Here is an 18413-nt window from a genome sequence, read left to right as displayed (position 1 = left end):
CATGTCGTCAAAATTGATCATAGGGGTTGATGGCGGCGCAACAAAAACGCAGATGGCGGTGGCCAATACCGATGGCGAACTTTTGAACGTGCACACTTCGGGCGGTACGTATTACATCCTTGAAAATGCGCAGCAAGAGATGAACGCCCTTCTTGCTCCTATCGCGAATTCTGAAGTAGCTGTTGCCGTGTTTACAGTTGCAGGATGGGATTTTAAACCTGATCAGGAGAAGCAGCAGCGCGTGATCGAAGAAGCCATACGGGTCAACAATATTTCGATCGATAAGATCATTTACGAGAATGACGTATTCTCTACCCTCAAATCTGCAAAAGACGTTAACGGCGCATGTGTGGTAATTTCCTGTGGCACCGGGGTGATAGGTCTTGCAGCGAAGGGCAATTATTTCTGTAAAACACCTGGTTACGAATATCTGTCGGGCGAGTGGGGATCAGGCATTCACCAGGCAGAGTATGGCATCCATTTGGCTTGCGCCTCGCTGCTAGGCCGGGGAGAAGAATATGCGATACTTACACAAAAAGCGTTAGCTTATTTCGAAGCAACAGACGCAGACTCATTGGCATTTAACATCTTTAATAAGTTTACCACAAACAAGCAGCGCGGCTACTTCTTAAAGGAAATTTACGATGCTTATCATGAAGGCTGCCCCGGAGCCGCAAAGGTAATCAACAGGGCGGCAGAAGAATTGGCCCGAACTGCCTGGTGCCTGATTAAAAAGTTAAATAAACCCGATCACGTCAACCTGATATTTGGCGGAGGAGTTATAAAGCAATTTGGTTTACCGCCCGGCTTCAATGAGTGGCTGCAAAAACTTACAGGCCGAAACGATTTCAAGATGTTTGTTATCAAAAGCGCCCCTGTCTACGGCGCGCTACGCTGGGCGCTTGCTGCTGCAGAAGTGAGCACAACCCACATTTTGCCGCTGCTGATTTGCAACCCGGTTAGTTACGGCAATTATTTACAGCCGTAACCGGTTAGTGCCTCCACGGTATGGTTATCTATCCAGTCCCAATCTATCTCCACGCCTAAGCCCGCACCGGTTGGGCAGTGCTGGCAACCATCTTCTTTTATTTCGAGCGGATCATTCTTAATACCGAAACGAAACATTGGATGATGCGATTCAACAAATCTGGTAAGCGTGGTAGCGCAAGCCACATGCAGGTTTGCCACGTCAAGCAACGGCGCAGCGGCGGTATGTATCTCAAATTCAAAACCCATCATTTCGCACATGGCTATAGCTTTCATCGCGCCGGTGATTCCGCTTTTGTGGTGTACATCGCCGCGTATAATGTCAATCGCTCCGTCTATCATATAATGCGGCAATTCAAACAAGCCAACAGTTTCCGCGGCAAGTATCGGCGTGCGTATGGCTTGCGCAAGTTTTTTTAGCTGCAATATTTGCGCGTCTGGGAATGGTTCTTCAAACCACTCGTATTTCAAATCGTCAAGTACATAGCCTATTTTAAGTGCAACTTCGAAACTTAGTGTGGCCGATGAATCAAGCATCAACGGATAATCATCCCCCGCTATTTCCCGGGCCTTTTGCAGGCGCGGTATATCCAGTTTAGATCCACCAAGCAATTGCAATTTTATGCCTTTGAAACCTTGCCCCATTTTTAGCTTTACTTGTTTCTCAACAGCCTCAACGGTCTCTATGGTCTGAGGCGGGCAGCTTGAATAAGCAGGGACCTTGTTGCGTACCCGGCCTAAAAGATCTGCTATGGGCAGGTTGCAGAATTTTCCTTTTATGTCCCAAAGCGCTACGTCCAGGTTACCCCAAATAGCCTCCCTGAAATTGTACAAATGCCGCTGCATGCGCTTAAAATCCTGCCAGATGGCTTCATGCAAAATAGGGTCTTTGCCGACAAGTAAGTGGTAAAATATATCATGAACGGCGATGACAGATGCCCTGCCCTGCCCCAGCGGGCAGTAATCCATCGTATAACCTTCTATGCCTTCGTCGGTATGAATTGTGGTGAGTGGGAAATCAAAATAAGGCGTGTATCCTGCCGGAACTTTATTCGGTGCATACCACAAGTCAGACGAGCGGCGTACTATACGGGTAGTGATCTCGGTGATTTTCATCCTAATAACCTTTAGCTAAATCAACTACATTTTTAAGCCTATTCCCCTGTTTGAAGCGTTCCAGGTTCTCCAGGAAAAAAGCGGCAATTCCGTCGTATTCAGTTGTGCTCCCCCCTCCCGAATGTTGAGTAAGAATTGTGTTGGGGCAATCCCATAGCGGATGCCCTTCTGGTATCGGCTCTCGTGCGGTCACATCTAACACAGCGCCGCCAATTTTGCCGGTTATCAATGCATCGATCAGCACCGCCTCATCTTCAACAAGGTTGCCCCGGCCTATGTTGCAAAAAAGCGCATCTGCATTCATTTTATTTATCATTGCAGTAGTAAATAAACCTGCTGTTTCTTTTGTACCGGGCAAGGTTCCGATGATGATGTCGGCATCAGGAATAGCTTTTTCCAAGTCTTCGATAGTGTGTAATGTCGCCTCCCCGGCAGAGCGTGCAAAAAAAGTCACCCCGCAATCGAAGCCGCTTAAGATATTTCCAAGATGCTTTGCGATACCCCCTGCACCAAGTATGATCACTTTTTTCTGGAAAAGCAGCTGTAACTTCTCACGCGCCTGATAGCCAACCCATCGTCCTTGAGATTTTAAGGTGTCGTACTTATCTATGCCACGGTAAAGCGCCATAATGCCGGCAACTATGGTCTCGGCGCAAGGCTGTGCATAGTAAGCCTTCATATTCGTTACTACAGCCGGAATTTTTACACCACTGTAATATTCAAAACCTGTAGAATATAATTGCAACCATTTTAAATTTTGCGCTTGCTGCAGCCAGTCAACAGGTTTTGGGTTACCTAATAAAATGTCAGCCTTTAACAATGACGATAGACGCTCATCGTCAGACGGTAATTCATCTTTAAAGATCAGTTCATCTGCTTTCAAAGTGCTGCGAAGCAACGTTTTCTGCTCTTCTTTAAATGGGGTGTCTATGTAGATGATCATTGCTGTTTCTCTTTTAGCCATGCTAAATTAAAACGTTGCATCACTATTCTGTATCTCCATACATTCGGGTCACCGTCGCGTTTTTCATAAATACAATAGATCAAGCCGCTTTTGTCCGTCGCCAAATCAGAATAACCCGAACCGCCTGTAAAAAGCGGTTTAAATACAGGCCATGTTTTACCGTTATCAAAACTTGCCCTTGCCGTAATATTTTCCCGGGGTTTGAAAACAGGGCGCCCTTTTTTGGTTGAACGTGCATCATTGCGGCTGTCGGCGTTAACGAATATTATTGGTTTAACAGCAGATTTATCACTACTTATTTTCACCATACTGGCCATGCAAACGGGATCATACAAGTCCTGATCAAAAACCGGCTTAGACCATCCTGTCGCGCCATCATTACTATAGAATATCAGCCTTCGGTTAACCATATTTTCATTTCGGGTATTCATCATCACCCGACCGTCTGACAGCTGCACCACAACAGACTCATTAGGGTTGACAATGGTATCTTTTCCGTCGGCAGAGAGGTCGCCGTTATTGACGATGATATCTCCGCGATGCCAGGTCTTGCCATGGTCATCACTATAAATAGTCGCCACGCAACTTGGGCGGTGGTCACCACCCGGAATCTTTTTATTAGGAACACATAGCCATGTAGGCACCAACAGCCTACCGTTTGCCAATTGGATTGCGTGGCCTGGTCCGGGTGCCAGCACCTGCCATGGATACTGCGATTTAAACTCGTTATATACATAAGTTATGTCCACAGGTTTGGTCCAGGTCTTACCCTCATCCTTGGACTGCAAATAGAATGCATTTTGATAATTGATCTGGAATAGCAGGTGCACTGTACCATCTTTGTCTGCTATTGGCGTGATATTACTGGTTGGCTTTCCGGTGCTGTGAGGGATGATCACCACACGCGGTTGCCAGGTTTTGCCGCCGTCTGTGCTGCGTCGCATCACCAGGTCAATGTCATCCCAGTCCTTACCCTGCCCAAAACGGCCTTCGGCAAATGCAAGAATGGTTCCTTTTGCGGTAATAGTCATCGATGGCACGTGATACATGGTGTAACCATCGCGCACGGGTTCGAAAAGCAACGCAGTGTCAGAAAATGCGACGTCAGCTTTATCTTTTATCCTTGACGATCTTTGAGGTTTATCACCCTTTATTCCAGTTTTAGCATGCACTGTAAAACTTAAGCCCGCAACAATGCAAATGATCGCCGTGACGCCGCAAAGTGCTTTTAAACAGCCGGTATTTCTCATTAGTTGAAAATTTAGCATGATTAAATTAGTAGGTAATTGAGGTTTCTAATGGAGTTACAATAACTTGTTGACACGCATCCAGTTCAGGCAGCGGTCAAACCATTGGTCGGTGGTGGTTTTGTTATTCAAGCCAAACCCATGTCCTCCGGTTTCGTATACATGCAGTTCGGCTCTGACGTTGTTTTTGTGCAGGGCCAGGTAATAATTCACGCTGTTCACAACAGGCACAACTTTATCATCTGTGCAATGCACCAGAAATGCCATCGGGGTGTTTGGCGTAACCTGCATTTCATTTGAATACTCTCTTACTTTTTCCACCGAAGCGTTTTCGCCTATCAAAGCCTTTTTAGATCCCTTATGTAAGATGCTGTCCTGAAAAGTTATTACAGGGTAAACCAAAATTGAGAAGCTGGGCCTTAGGTTGGTATTGTTATTATTCTCGATAACAGCCTTTTTATAGTGTGTAGAAAGAGTCGATGCAAGGTGCCCACCAGCCGAAAAGCCGGCGATGCCAACTTTTGCGGTATCAATATTCCATTCGGCGGCACGCTCGCGAACAATTTTAATGGCTTGCTGGGCATCCTGCAACGGGCCGATCTCTCGATTTTCCATAATGGCGTCGCTTGGCAAACGGTATTTAAGCACAAACGCGGCTATGCCGTTTTTTACAAACTGCTGGGCAATGTCTTTACCTTCTCCATTCACTACCAAATAAGAGTATCCGCCTCCCGGGCAGATGACCACTGCAGTGCCGTTGGCTTTATCTTTTTCGGGCAGATAGGCTGTAATGGTAGGGTTCACTACATTACTCACTTTGCCGCGGGCAGAGGTGCTGTCGCTCTTCTCCTGCACATCAGATTTTTTTGAGTTGGGTACTTTCTTATAAAGGGGAATCACCGTCTGTGCAGACGCAGCAACGGTTATAGCCACCAGTGCTGCAACGGCCATAAATTTTTTCATAATGTTATAATTGGTGACCAAATGTAGTAATTTGTTTTTATGTCCAACATAAAGATATATTTGTTTTCATCGATGTCACATTTAAGTTCAAGCGCAGATTGCATCTTGTGTTAATTGCCTGATTTGTAGTTTAACAAGCGTTTATATTTTAAAGGCATCTAAAACGTGCCTAAGTGTATAAATTACAATATATTCTTTTGTAGAACATAAAATTTATAGCACCTTTGAATTTCCTGAAGTTCAGCCAAATCTATGTCCAAACAAATACAGTTAAACAAAGACCTTGGCCGGGTGTCGTCAGATACCATGGCCGATGTGGTCGAATCGCGCCTGAGGGATTACTTCAAAAAGAAATCTTTTAAGCCAGGCGATGCTTTGCCAAAAGAGCTTGAACTGGCAGAGGCGCTGGGTGTAAGCCGCAATGTAGTGCGCGAGGCGTTGAGCAGGCTGCGGATGCTTGGCATGATAGAGTCGCGAAAAAAACGTGGGATGATACTGGCCAGCCCGGATATACTTGGGGCGTTCGAAAGAGTGTTAGATCCGCTTATCATTACCGAAGAAACCCTGCAAGACCTTTTTGAACTGCGTTTGGTTTTAGAAATGGGTTTGGCCGATGTATTATTCATCAACATTACTCCTGAGCACCTTAAACAACTCGATCTGATAGTAGAGGCAGAAGTTACTGACAGCCAGACTTTCAGGATCAAAAATGAAATTGCCTTTCATGGCAAGCTTTATGAGATCGCCGGTAACGATACGTTAAAGCGTTTTCAAAATATGCTGCTGCCTATTTTTGGTTATGTATTAAAGCTGGAAAAAGAGCTCATATCGGGCACGGTATCACATAAAGATCTGGTAGACCTGCTCAAAGGCGGCGACAAAGAAAAATTTAGAATGGGGATGCACGCGCATTTAAAGCCGCATTTTGATAAACTTGAACAGCTGAAAAAATAAATTTAATTTTTTATGTACTACATAATAACTTAATATATACATTTGCTTCATCGGTTACCTAAAACCGAAAAACCAATTGTAGTTATTATGAGATTTTTTACCCTGATAAACAGGCTGACTGTTCTATTGGTATGCGTTTTCTTTTTTCAAAAAGCCCAATCGCAGGACGCGCAGCTTCCACAGCTTAATTATTTATACAAGCCGGGCGATAACGGTTATGCATGTTTCCGTATACCGGCATTGCTATCCACAGCTAACGGTACTTTATTGGCATTTGCAGAAGCGCGTAAGAATAACTGCGGCGACTCGGGCGATATTGATCTGGTTGTTCGCCGTTCTACAGATGGTGGCAAAACCTGGGGCGACATGCAAATAGTTTGGAACGACTCTACCAATACTTGCGGCAACCCTGTCCCAATAGAGGACAAAGCAACAGGAAAGATCTGGCTGATATCTACCTGGAACCTGGGCACAGATCACGAAAAGGAAATAGTTGCCGGCACCAGTCAAAATACACGCAGGGCATTTGTTCTATCATCAGGTGACGTTGGTAAAACATGGTCGGCAGCGAGGGAGATCACTCCAGATGTTAAAATGCCCGACTGGACATGGTACGCAACCGGCCCTTGCCACGGCGTGCAAATATCAACCGGCAAATATAAAGGCAGGCTGGTTGTGCCGGTAAACCATATCGAGAAGGCAACAAATCAGAACTTTGCGCACATCATTTATTCTGATGATCATGGCGCTACATGGCATTTGGGCCAAAACACACCTTTCGACAAAGCCAACGAAACAACAGTGGCAGAGATAAAAAAGGGCAACCTGATGCTTAACATGCGCAACAGCGGCCGTGTAGACCATGCACGCAAAGTAACTACCAGCAAAGATGGCGGCAATACATGGGCGCCCCTGCAGGTAGACTCAACCTTAACTGAACCAATTTGCCAGGGAAGTTTGCTTAATTACACAATGACCAATAAAAAGACCGTTTTACTTTTCAGCAATCCGGCAAGCCAGACAAAACGTGCCGATTTGACATTGCGCCTGAGTAAAGACTACGGTAAAACTTGGGCTGCAAGTAGGGTGATCTATCCCGGCCCGGCCGCGTACTCAGATATCGCTGTAAACAACAACCAGGTAGGCTGCCTTTACGAAGCGGGTGCCACCAAGCCGTACGAAGGTGTCGCCTGGATGACCGTCGACCTAAATGACCTTTTAAAATAGACCAATAACCCCATAAACGAATAGCACCTTTTTAAACCTAAATATGTAGTACATAACTACCAATTAATTAAATTATGAAAAGAAGATTACCAATTTTATTACTTACAGTTTGCTGCTTGCTCTTTGGCAGGCTGCAGCTTTACGCGCAAACTGTAACGGTTACGGGTATCGTTAACGATGCTACCCGCAATGAAACCTTACCGGGTGTAAGTGTGCGTGTAGAAGGCACAACATCGGGCACAGTTACAGACATTAATGGTAAGTACACCATTAAAGTGCCGGCAACAGGGGCAAAACTTACATTCTCTTATGTAGGCTTTGAAACTACCACTTTGCCTGTAAACGGTAAGGCAAACCTTAACGTAAACCTTGCTCCAAGTGCCAAATCACTTACAGAGTTAGTTGTAGTAGGTTACTCAACCCAAACCCGCGATAAGAACACGGCTTCGGTGGCTAAATTAGATACCAAGCAATTGGTAAACACGGCAAACTCAAGCCCTCTGGCTGCAATACAGGGTAAAATTGCCGGTGTGTCCATACCGTTGTCAACCGGCCAGCCGGGCGATGCACCTGCGAACATTGTTATCCGTGGAGGTTCGAAAACAAACGTATATGGTACAGGTATAGGTAACGCTAACGGTAACAACTACCAAACAGCAGATGGCTCAAGCCCGCTGGTAGTTATAGACGGTGTTTACAGAACACTTAACGATCTTAATCCCGATGATATCGAGTCATTACAGGTAATGAAAGACGCAGCATCGACCGCTCCATATGGTGCGCGTGGTGCAAATGGTGTTATCGTGGTTAAAACAAAGAGCGGCAAGTTTGGCTCGGGTAAAGCGAACATTACTTTTAACTACCGGATGAACAGGGAAGTCCCCACCGGAAAGTTGAACTACTTAAGCGCCCGCGATTATTTAACGCTTGCGCGTACCACGGTAAAGAACACATCAGATCCGCTGGATAAGAATACATTATTAAATAACGCGGGTTTTTCTGCCGGTACCAAAGTGTTTACCGCTAAAGGCCAGTTTGGTACAAGCACATATACCACTGGTTTGTATGACAACCTGGTTGCAGTTGAAGGACAGGATTATGTAAATAACCTGTTAGCAAACGGTTATGAAACTATGGACGACCCGATCAATCCGGGTACTAAACTCATTTTTGCAGATAACCACTATCAAGACTTGTTGTGGAACACCGGTACTACCAATAACTACAATTTCGGTATCGATGGCGGTAACCAAACTGCTGCTTACAACATCGGCTTTAACTACATCAATCAAGCCGGTACATTTGTTGGTACTAACTATAAGAGGTACAGTGCTTTAGGAAATTTTAGCTTTAAAGCAACTAACAATTTACAGGTTAACGTTTCTTTAAACTATCAAAACCTAAACCCTAATTATGCCAACGCGTATACCAATGAACTGGTGCGTGCAACGCGCTTAACGCCATTGATCAGAATATTTAAAGACGATGGTACACCAACCACCGGCGAAGTTTTGACGGCGCGCAACCGCTTCCATACGCTTGCTTATGATACAAACGACATTACTACGGAGCGTGTTGTATCTAAAGTGGACCTTGACTGGAACATTGTAAAAGGGTTACACTACCGCCCAGCAGTGTCTTACCTGATGACCGACTTTAACAGCCAGTTTTCAAGAAAAGCATTTCCCGATCCTATTCAATTTCCAACCCAGCGTTTAAAGGTAGATAGTACCAACATTGCAAGGCAGATCATGATAGATCAGGTTTTGCAGTATGACCGTACCATCAAAGAAAACCACCACTTTATGGTGTTAGGTGCTTTCCAATACATTAAAAACACCGGCACTTATTCTGATATCGGCTCTCAACGCGGTTCAACAGATTATATCACCACTATTAATGAGCCTTCAGTCACTACCGTAAATGGTGTAACTGTTACTAACGTAACAGCGTTCAAATCTTTGCAAAGCATAAACAAATCAGCCAGCTTTATCGGCCAGTTACAATATGACTACAAGGCCAAATATTTATTCAATGCTGTAGTACGCAGGGATGGTTTCTCAAACTTTGCACCGAATAATAAATATGCAACCTTCCCATCTGCTTCAGTAGGCTGGAACGTGTACAAGGAAGCCTTCTGGGGCACCAATAATCCGGTTAGTACATTTAAACTACGCGGAAGCTGGGGTACAGCAGGTTCAAGTGATATAAGTTTGACCGATACTTACGGTAACTACACCGCCGTTGTATACGATCAGTTATCGGGCATCCAGCGTAACAACTTGTCGAATCCGAATCTTAAATGGGAAACGACCCAGACAACAGATATCGCGTTTGATGCAGGTTTCTTTAAAGACCGTATCTTCCTGACTGTTGACTATTACAACAAATTAACTAAGGACCGCCTGGATACTAAACCACTTCCGGCAGAATCACCGTTCTCTTCAATCGTATTTAACAACGGTACCTTACAAAATAAAGGTATTGAGATTGAGTTGCAGGCAAACGTGTTACGTATTGGCAATTTCAACTGGAGGACCAACTTCTCTTACGCGCTTAACAAGCAAAAGATCATCTCGTTACCGTATAACGGCCGCGCGTTAAACCGCCAGGGTGGTGGCATTATTGCAGATCCTAATACAGGTAAAGATATAGAAGTAGGTGGCCTTGCCGAAGGCGAGCGCCCGTTTGGCTATTATGCATGGCAGGTAGAGAAAGTATTTTCTACCGATGCAGAAGCTGCCGCATGGAATGCTACTCACAAAGATCAGATCGCATCCATCCCCGGACAAACAATCGGTAAACGCGCAGGCGACTACCAGTTTAAAGACGTTAACGGCGATGGTATCATAGATAACCGCGACTTGGTGTTCCAGGGCTACAAGACACCTAACGTAACTGGCGGTATGCAGAATACTTTCACCTATAAAAGCTTTACGCTTAGGTTCAACATGGATTTCTCACTGGGTAACGTGATCAGCAATGGTAATTTGGGCCGCGAACTTGGCCAGGGCCGTGCTTATAACGAGGGTGCGCCAGTTGAAGCGCTTGGACCAGACATCTGGCAAAAACCGGGAGACGAAGGCAAGAAATATGCGCGTTTCTCTTTTGCCGATGCCGACTTTGGTCAAAAGAACTATATCCGCCAGGCCGCTTCAGATGTGGGTACAGGTAGTGCATACGGATCAGACGTATCAACCATGATCACCAAGGGAGATTTCCTTGCATTTCGCGAGTTATACCTAAGCTATGATCTGCCTAAGTCATTATTGGCCAAGATCCATTCAACTGGTTTAACAGTGTTTGTTAGCGGTACCAACCTAGGTTACCTTACAGCTTATAAAGGTCTGAACCCTGAGACGTTCACAGGTTTCGATCCGGGAGGTTATCCCCGTCCACGTCAGTACACATTAGGCGCTTCATTAAGATTTTAATCGTATCATCATGAAAAAGAACATTATATATACATTAACAGGTGCTGCCATATTGCTTTGCGCAAGTTTAACAGCCTGTAAAAAGATATTGGACATTCAGCCGCAATCGCAGATCATAGAGTCTGTATACTTCAAAAACGAGGGCGACTTTGATCCATTTGTGATAGGCAACTATACCAATATCCGCATTCTGGCAAACAATATTACGTTTGGTACAGAGCGCAGCGAAGAATTGATCAATGGTATAAATGCACGCTTAACTACAGCATGGTCGCAGGTGTTAACCGTGTCTACCGGTTCTATCAACTACAACGTTTCTACGTTGCCTATTTACAAAGCCATTGGCAGCGCAAACCTGTTGCTGGCTAAAATAGAGCCCTTCGCCTTCCCTAATACAGCAACAAAAAACAGGTTAAAGGCAGAAAGCCTTTGCCAGCGCGCTTATTGCTATTTCTACCTGGCACACATTATTGGCGACGCGCCGATTTTGCTTGACCCGATTACCGATGACAACGTACCTCAATTACCACGGTCAAAGGCAGCAGACGTAATGAAACAGGTTTTTGCGGACCTTGACGCGGCAATTGCCTTATTCCCCGACAAAACCTATCCAAACAAGTACCGCTTTTCTTATGGCGCCGCACAAGCCATGAAAGCAGAGGCGAAATTATGGAGCGCAAAGGTAACAGGCGGCGGCGCGGCAGACTTTAATGATGCGCTTACTGCTGCACAAGCTGTAGAAACTACAGGCGTAAGTTTATTACCTGCGTTTGCTAACGTTACCACCACCCGTGCCAACGCAGAGGTAATCATGTCGGCCTATTTTAACCGGGACGAATCGGGCGCGACATCAAATTACGCATTAAACGCGCTTCCATTTTTGCCAAGTATTTCGGGCGCGACCAACCTGGATAGTATCCCGTACACACTTACATCAACCAATGGTCAAAGCGCTTATCAGATAAGCCCGCTTAGCCGCAGCTTGTGGAGCGGTTTAACCGGCGACAAACGCATACCGGCAACCTTTATCATAGAACGCCAGGGCACAACTCAAAAAAATGCCTGGATCACCAAACTGCCGGGCAACAAATACACTGATGATCGTATCTCTGATAACGATGTGATCATGTACCGCCTGGCAGATGTGTACCTGATGGAAGCTGAAGCTTATGCAGGAATAAATAACACCGCACAAGCCATAAATTATATCAACAAAGTTCGTACGCGTGCAGGTATTGCCAACTACGCCGGCGCTACAGACAAGGCAACAGTAGAGCGCGCGGTATTTGACGAGCGTGGACGCGAAATGTTCTTTGAGAATAAACGCTGGTATGATGTGGTACGCTTCCACTACGGCGGCACTATTAACGCGTACAATTATGTGCCGAATTTGAAAGGCAAAACAACGCCGCTGTTCTGGCCGCTATCACCTACAGTATTGGCAGCCAACTCTGCATTAACACAAACCACAGGTTATTAAAAAGATAAGTGAGATGGAAAAAGAAGAGTTATTTAATTATCAGAAACTGACCGAGGAGCAGTTGCAAACCTACAATGAACAAGGTTACCTGATACTTAAGGGAGTGATTAAACCGCAAGGCCTTGAGCAAATGCGGGCCGAGTGTATGAAAGCGTGGAACAAAGAGAAAGAATCTTTTGACCCGAATAAAAGCTGGCTGCAAAACTCCCTGCTGGTAAATGTTCACCACCAGGCACCCACTGTAAAACAATATTACTTTGAAGGCCCTTTGGTTTCCGTTGCCACGCAGATCATCGGTGAGAATGTAAAAGGCGCAACGTCGCAGCTAACCTTCAAAATGAAGGGTAATACCAAACCTTTCGGGTGGCACCAAGACAACGGTTATGGCGAACTTGACCCCTATAACGCTTTGACCACGCTAAGCGCGCTTGACGATACCGACCGTGGTAACGGCTGCTTGTGGTTAATACCGGGCAGCCATAAACAAGGCCAGATAAGGGTTGAACAAAACGCGGAACAGAAGCAAAGCCAATCTGAGATCATTGTAGAGGCTGATGACAGCAAAGCCATCCCAATGGAGATGAAGGCCGGCGACAGCCTTATTTTCAATTGCTGGATGCTGCATAAATCTGATGGCAACTATTCTACAGACCGCGACAGGCGCATATTGTTCCTTCGCTACGCGGATGCCGACGCCATTGAGGTTTATAATAACCGCAAGCCGCGCCTGGGTAAACTGGTTAACGGGCACACCAAATTTCACGAAGTAGAGGAATTTGAAGCCGACCTATAGACACTAAAATGCATCAACTCTCTGCAGCAACACTTAAAGGAAACTGGGCAACACTTTTGTTGCCAATGAATGCTGATGATTCAATTGATTATGTTGTTTTGAGCGACGAGATAGATCTGTTGATTGCTGCAGGGGTTGATGGCATTTACTCTAATGGCACGGCCGGCGAGTTCCACAACCAAACCGAAGATGAGTTTGACAAGGTGAACGCCTTGCTTGCCGATAAGTGCCATGCTGCGGGCATGCCTTTTCAGATAGGTGCAAGCCACCCCTCGCCTGTGATTTCTTATGAGCGGGCAAAACGTGGTGTGGCTTTAAAGCCGGGCGCTTTACAGGTAATCCTTCCGGACTGGGTTGTGGCAAACCACGATGAGCAGGTTAACTTTTTAAGCAGGATAGCAGGCTTGGACACCCCACTAGTGCTATATAATCCGCCGCATGCTAAAAAAGTACTGCAGCCCAAAGAATACGGCGACCTACAACAGGCAGTTCCGCAGCTTATCGGCTTAAAGGTGCTGATAGGCGATGCAAGCTGGATAAGCGGGATGAAAGAATACGCCTCAAACTTATCGGTCTTTGTGCCCGGTCATTTTTTGGCCAGTGGTGTAAAAAGCGGTGTCGCCAGCGGGGCATATTCAAACGTGGCATGTATAAATCCCATTGCCGCACAAAAATGGTGGCAGCAAATGCAAACGGACATAGAAGCTGCCCTTGACCTGGAAAAAAGGATGCTTCAATTTTTTGATGAGTGTATAACACCCTACAAGAACAAAGGCTTCTCAAACCCTGCACTCGATAAGTTTCTGACTGCTGTTGGAGGCTGGTCGGCAATGACAACACGGCTGCGCTGGCCTTACCAATACATCAGCGGTGATGATGTGGCTGCTGTAAGAAAACGCGCCCAACACTTAATACCCGAATTTTTCAATAACTAAACACAACAGTAAAAATTACAACAATGAAAATACAAGGCATAGTTGCCGCTACTTTTGCAGCCTACCACACAGATGGTTCTGTAAATCTCGATATCATCCCTTCGCTGGTAGACAACCTGGTTAATGATGGCGTCTCAGGCGTATACATTTGCGGTACCAACGGCGAAGGCCCTAATATGACCATAGAAGAGCGCATGGCTGTAGCCGAAGCATACGTAAAAGCTGCCAATAAAAGAATTTTAGTTCTGGTACATGTAGGCCATACCTCCATCATGGAATGCAAAAAACTGGCGGCCCATGCTGCCAGCATCGGCGCGGATGCCTTTTCATCTGTAGCTGCATTTTACTTTAAGCCAACATCTGTACAAAACCTGGTAGATTCTATGGCAGAGATCGCTTCGGCGGCACCACAGTTGCCTTTCTACTATTACCACATGCCAACCCTAACCGGTGTAGGTGTTGACATGGTTGAGTTTTTACGTTTAGGCGAACAAGCTATCCCTAACCTGGCCGGTGTAAAATACACCGCTTCTACCCTGTTTGAGTACCAGGCGTGCCTTAACTACAAAGACGGTAAATTTGATACGCTATTTGGCTTTGATGAGATGCTGCTGCCTGCCTTAGCAGTAGGCGCGCAAGGGGCAATCGGTAGTACTTATACATTCGCCGCACCGTTCTATCTAAAAGTGATCGACTGTTACCGTGCAGGCAAAGCAGAAGAAGCCCGGCAAGCACAACTGGTTATGGTAAACGTTATCAGGGCGATAATTAAGCACCCGTCTATAGCGGCACAACGCGCCATCATGAAGATGCTGGGTACCGATATGGGCAATGCACGTTTACCGTTAGTCTCGTTGTCAGACAGCGCATACAATGAACTAAGATCAGACCTGGAAGCACTTGGTTTCTTTAAACAATTGAACGATTTTAAGCAGCTATCCGATAACCCGGTTGCCGTGTAAACTCTGCACCATGCGAAATGCCGCCGTTTATATATCTATCTTATTTACCATGCTATCGGTAACATCTACAGCACAACATAAAGTTTCCGCGGTCAAACTTCAATGGTCGCAATTAGCGCAAATACCCGACAAATATGGTTTTGCAGGCTCGTTTGCCGGTGTAAGCAATAATTGCCTGATCGTGGCAGGCGGTGCTAACTTCCCCGATGGCGGCGCGCCATGGACCGGCTCAAAAAAAGTTTGGACCGATAAAGTATTCATTTTGGATAGTCCAAACGGTCAATGGAAGGAAGCCGGTACATTGCCTATGCCATTAGGATACGGCGTTTCAGTAAGTTACCACAACCAGCTGATCTGTTTTGGTGGCAGCAACGCCGATGGGCACTACAATAAGGTTTTTGGTATCAGTTATCACAACGGCGAAGTTAAGATCACAAACTATCCCGATATGCCTGCACCTTTGGCCAACAGCGCCGGTGTATTGGTCGGCAGTACGGTATACATTGCAGGCGGCTTGAGTGCCCCCGCCGACACCCACGCTGCGAACAATTTTTGGTCGCTGGACCTATCAAAGCCTGCTGCAGAGCAAAAATGGAGGGCATTAGAAAACATCCCCGGCGAACCGCGCATGCTGAGCACCGCAGGCGCAGCCGGTGGAAAGATCTTTGTTTTTAGCGGCACGGCATTACACCCTGCCGCAGACGGCTCTGCCAAACGAGAATATCTAATAGACGCCTACGCTTTTGCCCCGGGCCACGGCTGGCAAAAGGTCGCCGACCTGCCCTACCCTGCTGTAGCTACGGCAGGACCGGCATATACAGCAGGTAATAACACCCTGTTTGTTTTTGGCGGGGATGACGGTAGCCTGGCCGATAAAGCATCGGAATTGAAAGACCGGCATACCGGCTTCTCCAACCAAATTTTAGCATATAACTTAGCAGAAAACACGTGGATGGTACAGGGACAGATCTTTACCGATAAAAAGGACGACGCCGTAACCCATCCGAATAATAGCACATGGGCGCCGGTAACCACATCGATGGTAATATGGCATAACCAACTAATATTTCCGGGTGGCGAAGTGCGGCCCGGCACACGCACTCCACGCGTACTGGCAGCAACCGTGACGAAATAAGGATCATGACAGATAATAAAACTAACACTGCTGTTTACCCATGGGTCATTGTTGCCATGCTGTGGGTAGTAGCCTTTCTTAATTATTTCGACAGGATACTGATCACCTCTATGCGCGACCCAATTGTTAGTGAGTTTCATCTAACAGACGCGCAGTTTGGTTTGCTTACTTCGGCATTCCTTTGGTCATACGGGATATTAAGTCCGCTGGGCGGTTTCTTTGCCGATAAATACGGCCGTAAAGCAGTAATTGTATTCAGTGTGGCAGTATGGTCCGCGGTTACGATCTGGACGGGCTTTGTCGGCTCATTTCATGAAATGGTTGCTGCGCGTGTGATCATGGGCATAAGCGAAGCATGTTACATTCCTGCGGCACTGGCGTTGATCACAGAGTACCATCGCGGCCGTACCAGATCGTTGGCCACGGGTTTGCACATGAGCGGCTTGTATACAGGTTTAGCTTTAGGCGGATTAGGCGGCTACATTGCCGAGTTATGGGGCTGGCGTTACGGCTTCCAGGTATTTGGCTTATTTGGCATACTTTACTCTGTAGTGCTGTTATTTTTCCTGAAGAATGCTGAACCGGTTACTGAAACCTCGCCGGAGGAAGCAAGATTCATCGAAGCACCCAACAATATCTTCGGCTCGTTTAAGATGCTGTTTTCGCTACCGTCATTCAGGATATTGTTGTTCTACTTCTGCGCGCTGGGCATTGTAAACTGGCTGGTTTACGGCTGGCTGCCTACATTCCTTAAAGAACACTTTCATTTAAGTATGGGCGAAGCCGGCATATCTGCTACAGGGTATGTGCAGGTAGGGTCGTTCATCGGTGTGGTAATTGGCGGTTTACTGGCCGACCGCTGGGCCAGTTTTAATTCGAGGGGCAGGCTGTACACTGTCATAATCGGTTTTACTATTGGGGCGCCTTTCCTGTTCTTGATGGCGTCTACCCCTGTATTTGCGATCGGCATCGTGGCCATGATCATTTATGGCTTATCACGCGGTTTCAATGACGCTAATTTGATGCCCATACTCTGCCAATTAGTGAACAACAGGTACATCGCAACTGGCTATGGCTTTTTAAATTTCTTAAGTACCATTGTGGGTGGCATAATGGTCTATGTTGGCGGTATGCTTAAAGATGCCCATGTAGAGCTGTCTATTGTATACCAGGTATCAGCCGTGTTGATGTTATTGGCAACCTGGTCACTTTTCATGATAAAGATCAAAAACCTTAATCCTGCAAATGTCTCAGCATAATATCATCCTTGGTCATGGCGACTTTCAATACAAGGTTAATGCATCGCGGTTTGATCTTAATCCGGCTGAGCATCCTGTTAACAATTGTCACGAGATGGTACTTAGTAAGAACGGCTTGCTGTACCTGTTGACAGATGACATTCGCAATAATGTGATCATTTACAATAAAGACGGAAAGTATGTCAACAGCTGGGGTACCACTTATCCGGGCGCGCATGGGCTTACCCTAAGTAACGAGGGTGGTACAGAGTTTCTGTATATTACCGATACCGTGCGGCACCAGGTTATAAAAACAACGCTCGATGGCCGCGAACTCATGGTGCTTGATTATCCAAAAGAGATAGCGTTATACCAATCGGCAGATGAATACAAACCGACCGAAACCGCCATTGCTGCAAACGGCGATATTTACGTAACCGACGGGTACGGGCACCAGTTTGTAATACAATACGACTCGACAGGTAACTGCATACGCCACTGGGGAGGCCGCGGTACAGGCGAAGCAAATTTCGATTGTGCCCATGGTGTCGCTATCGATATCCGGGACGCGAACAACCCGCGACTCATCATAACATCGCGCAACGAAAATGCCTTTAAATATTTTACAATGGACGGCAATTACCTGGGCCAAACCGTAATGCCCGGTTCATTTGTATGCCGACCGGTGATAGATGGAGAGAATATTTACGCGGCAGTATTCCGCTCCGGCGATAATCAAAACTTTGGCTCGGGATATATAACCATTCTCGACAAGCATAAAAAAGTGGTTTCCTCTCCCGGCGCCACAGAACCAATTTACGTTGATGGTGTGCTGCAACCGCAGCAAAAGATAGAAAGCGCCTTCGTCCATCCGCACGATGTTTGTGTCGATGCCGATGAAAACCTCATTATTCCGCAGTGGAACTCTGGTAAAACTTACCCTGTATTTTTAAAAAGAGTTTAGAAAGCTTTGAGCTC

General features: G+C 46.2%; 15 protein-coding genes. 11 read left to right on the top strand and 4 right to left on the bottom strand.

Annotation, left to right across the window (positions count from 1 at the left end; all coding sequences use genetic code 11):
* Position 1: 1 nt before the first annotated feature.
* Positions 2 to 988 carry an ROK family protein gene (locus GO620_RS02300; protein ID WP_157522489.1) on the top strand — a complete coding sequence of 329 codons (987 nt, stop codon included), beginning with the start codon at positions 2 to 4 and terminating at the stop codon, positions 986 to 988.
* Here GO620_RS02300 and GO620_RS02295 read toward each other — a convergent pair.
* From GO620_RS02295 to GO620_RS02280, 4 genes are read right to left on the bottom strand one after another with little or no spacing between them, the layout of a single operon-like run.
* A complete protein-coding gene (locus tag GO620_RS02295; protein ID WP_157522492.1) occupies positions 973 to 2103 on the bottom strand; it encodes a mandelate racemase/muconate lactonizing enzyme family protein in 1131 nt (376 codons plus the stop codon). The genes GO620_RS02300 and GO620_RS02295 overlap by 16 nt on opposite strands.
* Position 2104: 1 nt before the next feature.
* Positions 2105 to 3067: a D-2-hydroxyacid dehydrogenase gene (locus tag GO620_RS02290; RefSeq protein WP_157522495.1), complete on the bottom strand. Its 963-nt coding sequence runs from the start codon at positions 3065 to 3067 to the stop codon at positions 2105 to 2107.
* Positions 3043 to 4317 carry a sialidase family protein gene (locus GO620_RS02285; RefSeq protein ID WP_198173465.1) on the bottom strand — a complete coding sequence of 425 codons (1275 nt, stop codon included), beginning with the start codon at positions 4315 to 4317 and terminating at the stop codon, positions 3043 to 3045. The genes GO620_RS02290 and GO620_RS02285 overlap by 25 nt, the downstream gene beginning before the upstream one ends.
* 54 nt (positions 4318 to 4371) lie before the next feature.
* Positions 4372 to 5277 (bottom strand): alpha/beta hydrolase, encoded by a 906-nt coding sequence (locus tag GO620_RS02280; RefSeq protein ID WP_157522501.1) that lies wholly within the window; start codon positions 5275 to 5277, stop codon positions 4372 to 4374.
* Positions 5278 to 5529: 252 nt separating this feature from the next.
* Here GO620_RS02280 and GO620_RS02275 point away from each other — a divergent pair, with 252 nt between their 5' ends.
* The 10 genes from GO620_RS02275 to GO620_RS02230 all read left to right on the top strand — a co-directional run bounded on the left by GO620_RS02275 (position 5530) and on the right by GO620_RS02230 (position 18399).
* Entirely contained in the window at positions 5530 to 6231 is a 702-nt protein-coding gene (locus tag GO620_RS02275; protein ID WP_157522506.1) for a FadR/GntR family transcriptional regulator, read from the top strand.
* 87 nt (positions 6232 to 6318) lie between these two features.
* Positions 6319 to 7458 carry a sialidase family protein gene (locus GO620_RS02270; protein ID WP_157522509.1) on the top strand — a complete coding sequence of 380 codons (1140 nt, stop codon included), beginning with the start codon at positions 6319 to 6321 and terminating at the stop codon, positions 7456 to 7458.
* Positions 7459 to 7532: 74 nt separating this feature from the next.
* Complete coding sequence (locus GO620_RS02265) at positions 7533 to 10892, top strand: SusC/RagA family TonB-linked outer membrane protein (RefSeq protein ID WP_157522512.1); 3360 nt, start codon at positions 7533 to 7535, stop codon at positions 10890 to 10892.
* Positions 10893 to 10902: 10 nt separating this feature from the next.
* Positions 10903 to 12372, top strand: a complete 1470-nt coding sequence (locus GO620_RS02260) for a RagB/SusD family nutrient uptake outer membrane protein (protein ID WP_157522515.1) — start codon at positions 10903 to 10905, stop codon at positions 12370 to 12372.
* Positions 12373 to 12385: 13 nt separating this feature from the next.
* Complete coding sequence (locus GO620_RS02255; RefSeq protein WP_157522517.1) at positions 12386 to 13165, top strand: phytanoyl-CoA dioxygenase family protein; 780 nt, start codon at positions 12386 to 12388, stop codon at positions 13163 to 13165.
* A gap of 8 nt (positions 13166 to 13173) precedes the next feature.
* Complete coding sequence (locus GO620_RS02250; protein WP_157522520.1) at positions 13174 to 14100, top strand: dihydrodipicolinate synthase family protein; 927 nt, start codon at positions 13174 to 13176, stop codon at positions 14098 to 14100.
* A 23-nt stretch (positions 14101 to 14123) separates the two neighbouring features.
* On the top strand, positions 14124 to 15062 hold the full coding sequence (locus GO620_RS02245; RefSeq protein WP_157522523.1) for a dihydrodipicolinate synthase family protein: 939 nt from the start codon (positions 14124 to 14126) through the stop codon (positions 15060 to 15062).
* 10 nt (positions 15063 to 15072) lie between these two features.
* Positions 15073 to 16197, top strand: a complete 1125-nt coding sequence (locus tag GO620_RS02240) for a Kelch repeat-containing protein (protein WP_198173466.1) — start codon at positions 15073 to 15075, stop codon at positions 16195 to 16197.
* 5 nt (positions 16198 to 16202) lie between these two features.
* Positions 16203 to 17456, top strand: coding sequence for an MFS transporter (locus tag GO620_RS02235; protein ID WP_157522526.1), 1254 nt, complete (start codon positions 16203 to 16205; stop codon positions 17454 to 17456).
* A complete protein-coding gene (locus tag GO620_RS02230; protein WP_157522529.1) occupies positions 17443 to 18399 on the top strand; it encodes an NHL repeat-containing protein in 957 nt (318 codons plus the stop codon). Before GO620_RS02235 ends, GO620_RS02230 begins: the two co-directional genes overlap by 14 nt.
* Positions 18400 to 18413: the final 14 nt, after the last annotated feature.

It is taken from the genome of Mucilaginibacter ginkgonis (assembly GCF_009754905.2).
GTDB lineage: Bacteria > Bacteroidota > Bacteroidia > Sphingobacteriales > Sphingobacteriaceae > Mucilaginibacter > Mucilaginibacter ginkgonis.
The sequence above is the reverse complement of the archived record's forward strand: the minus strand, read 5'-3'. Positions and strand labels throughout refer to the sequence as shown.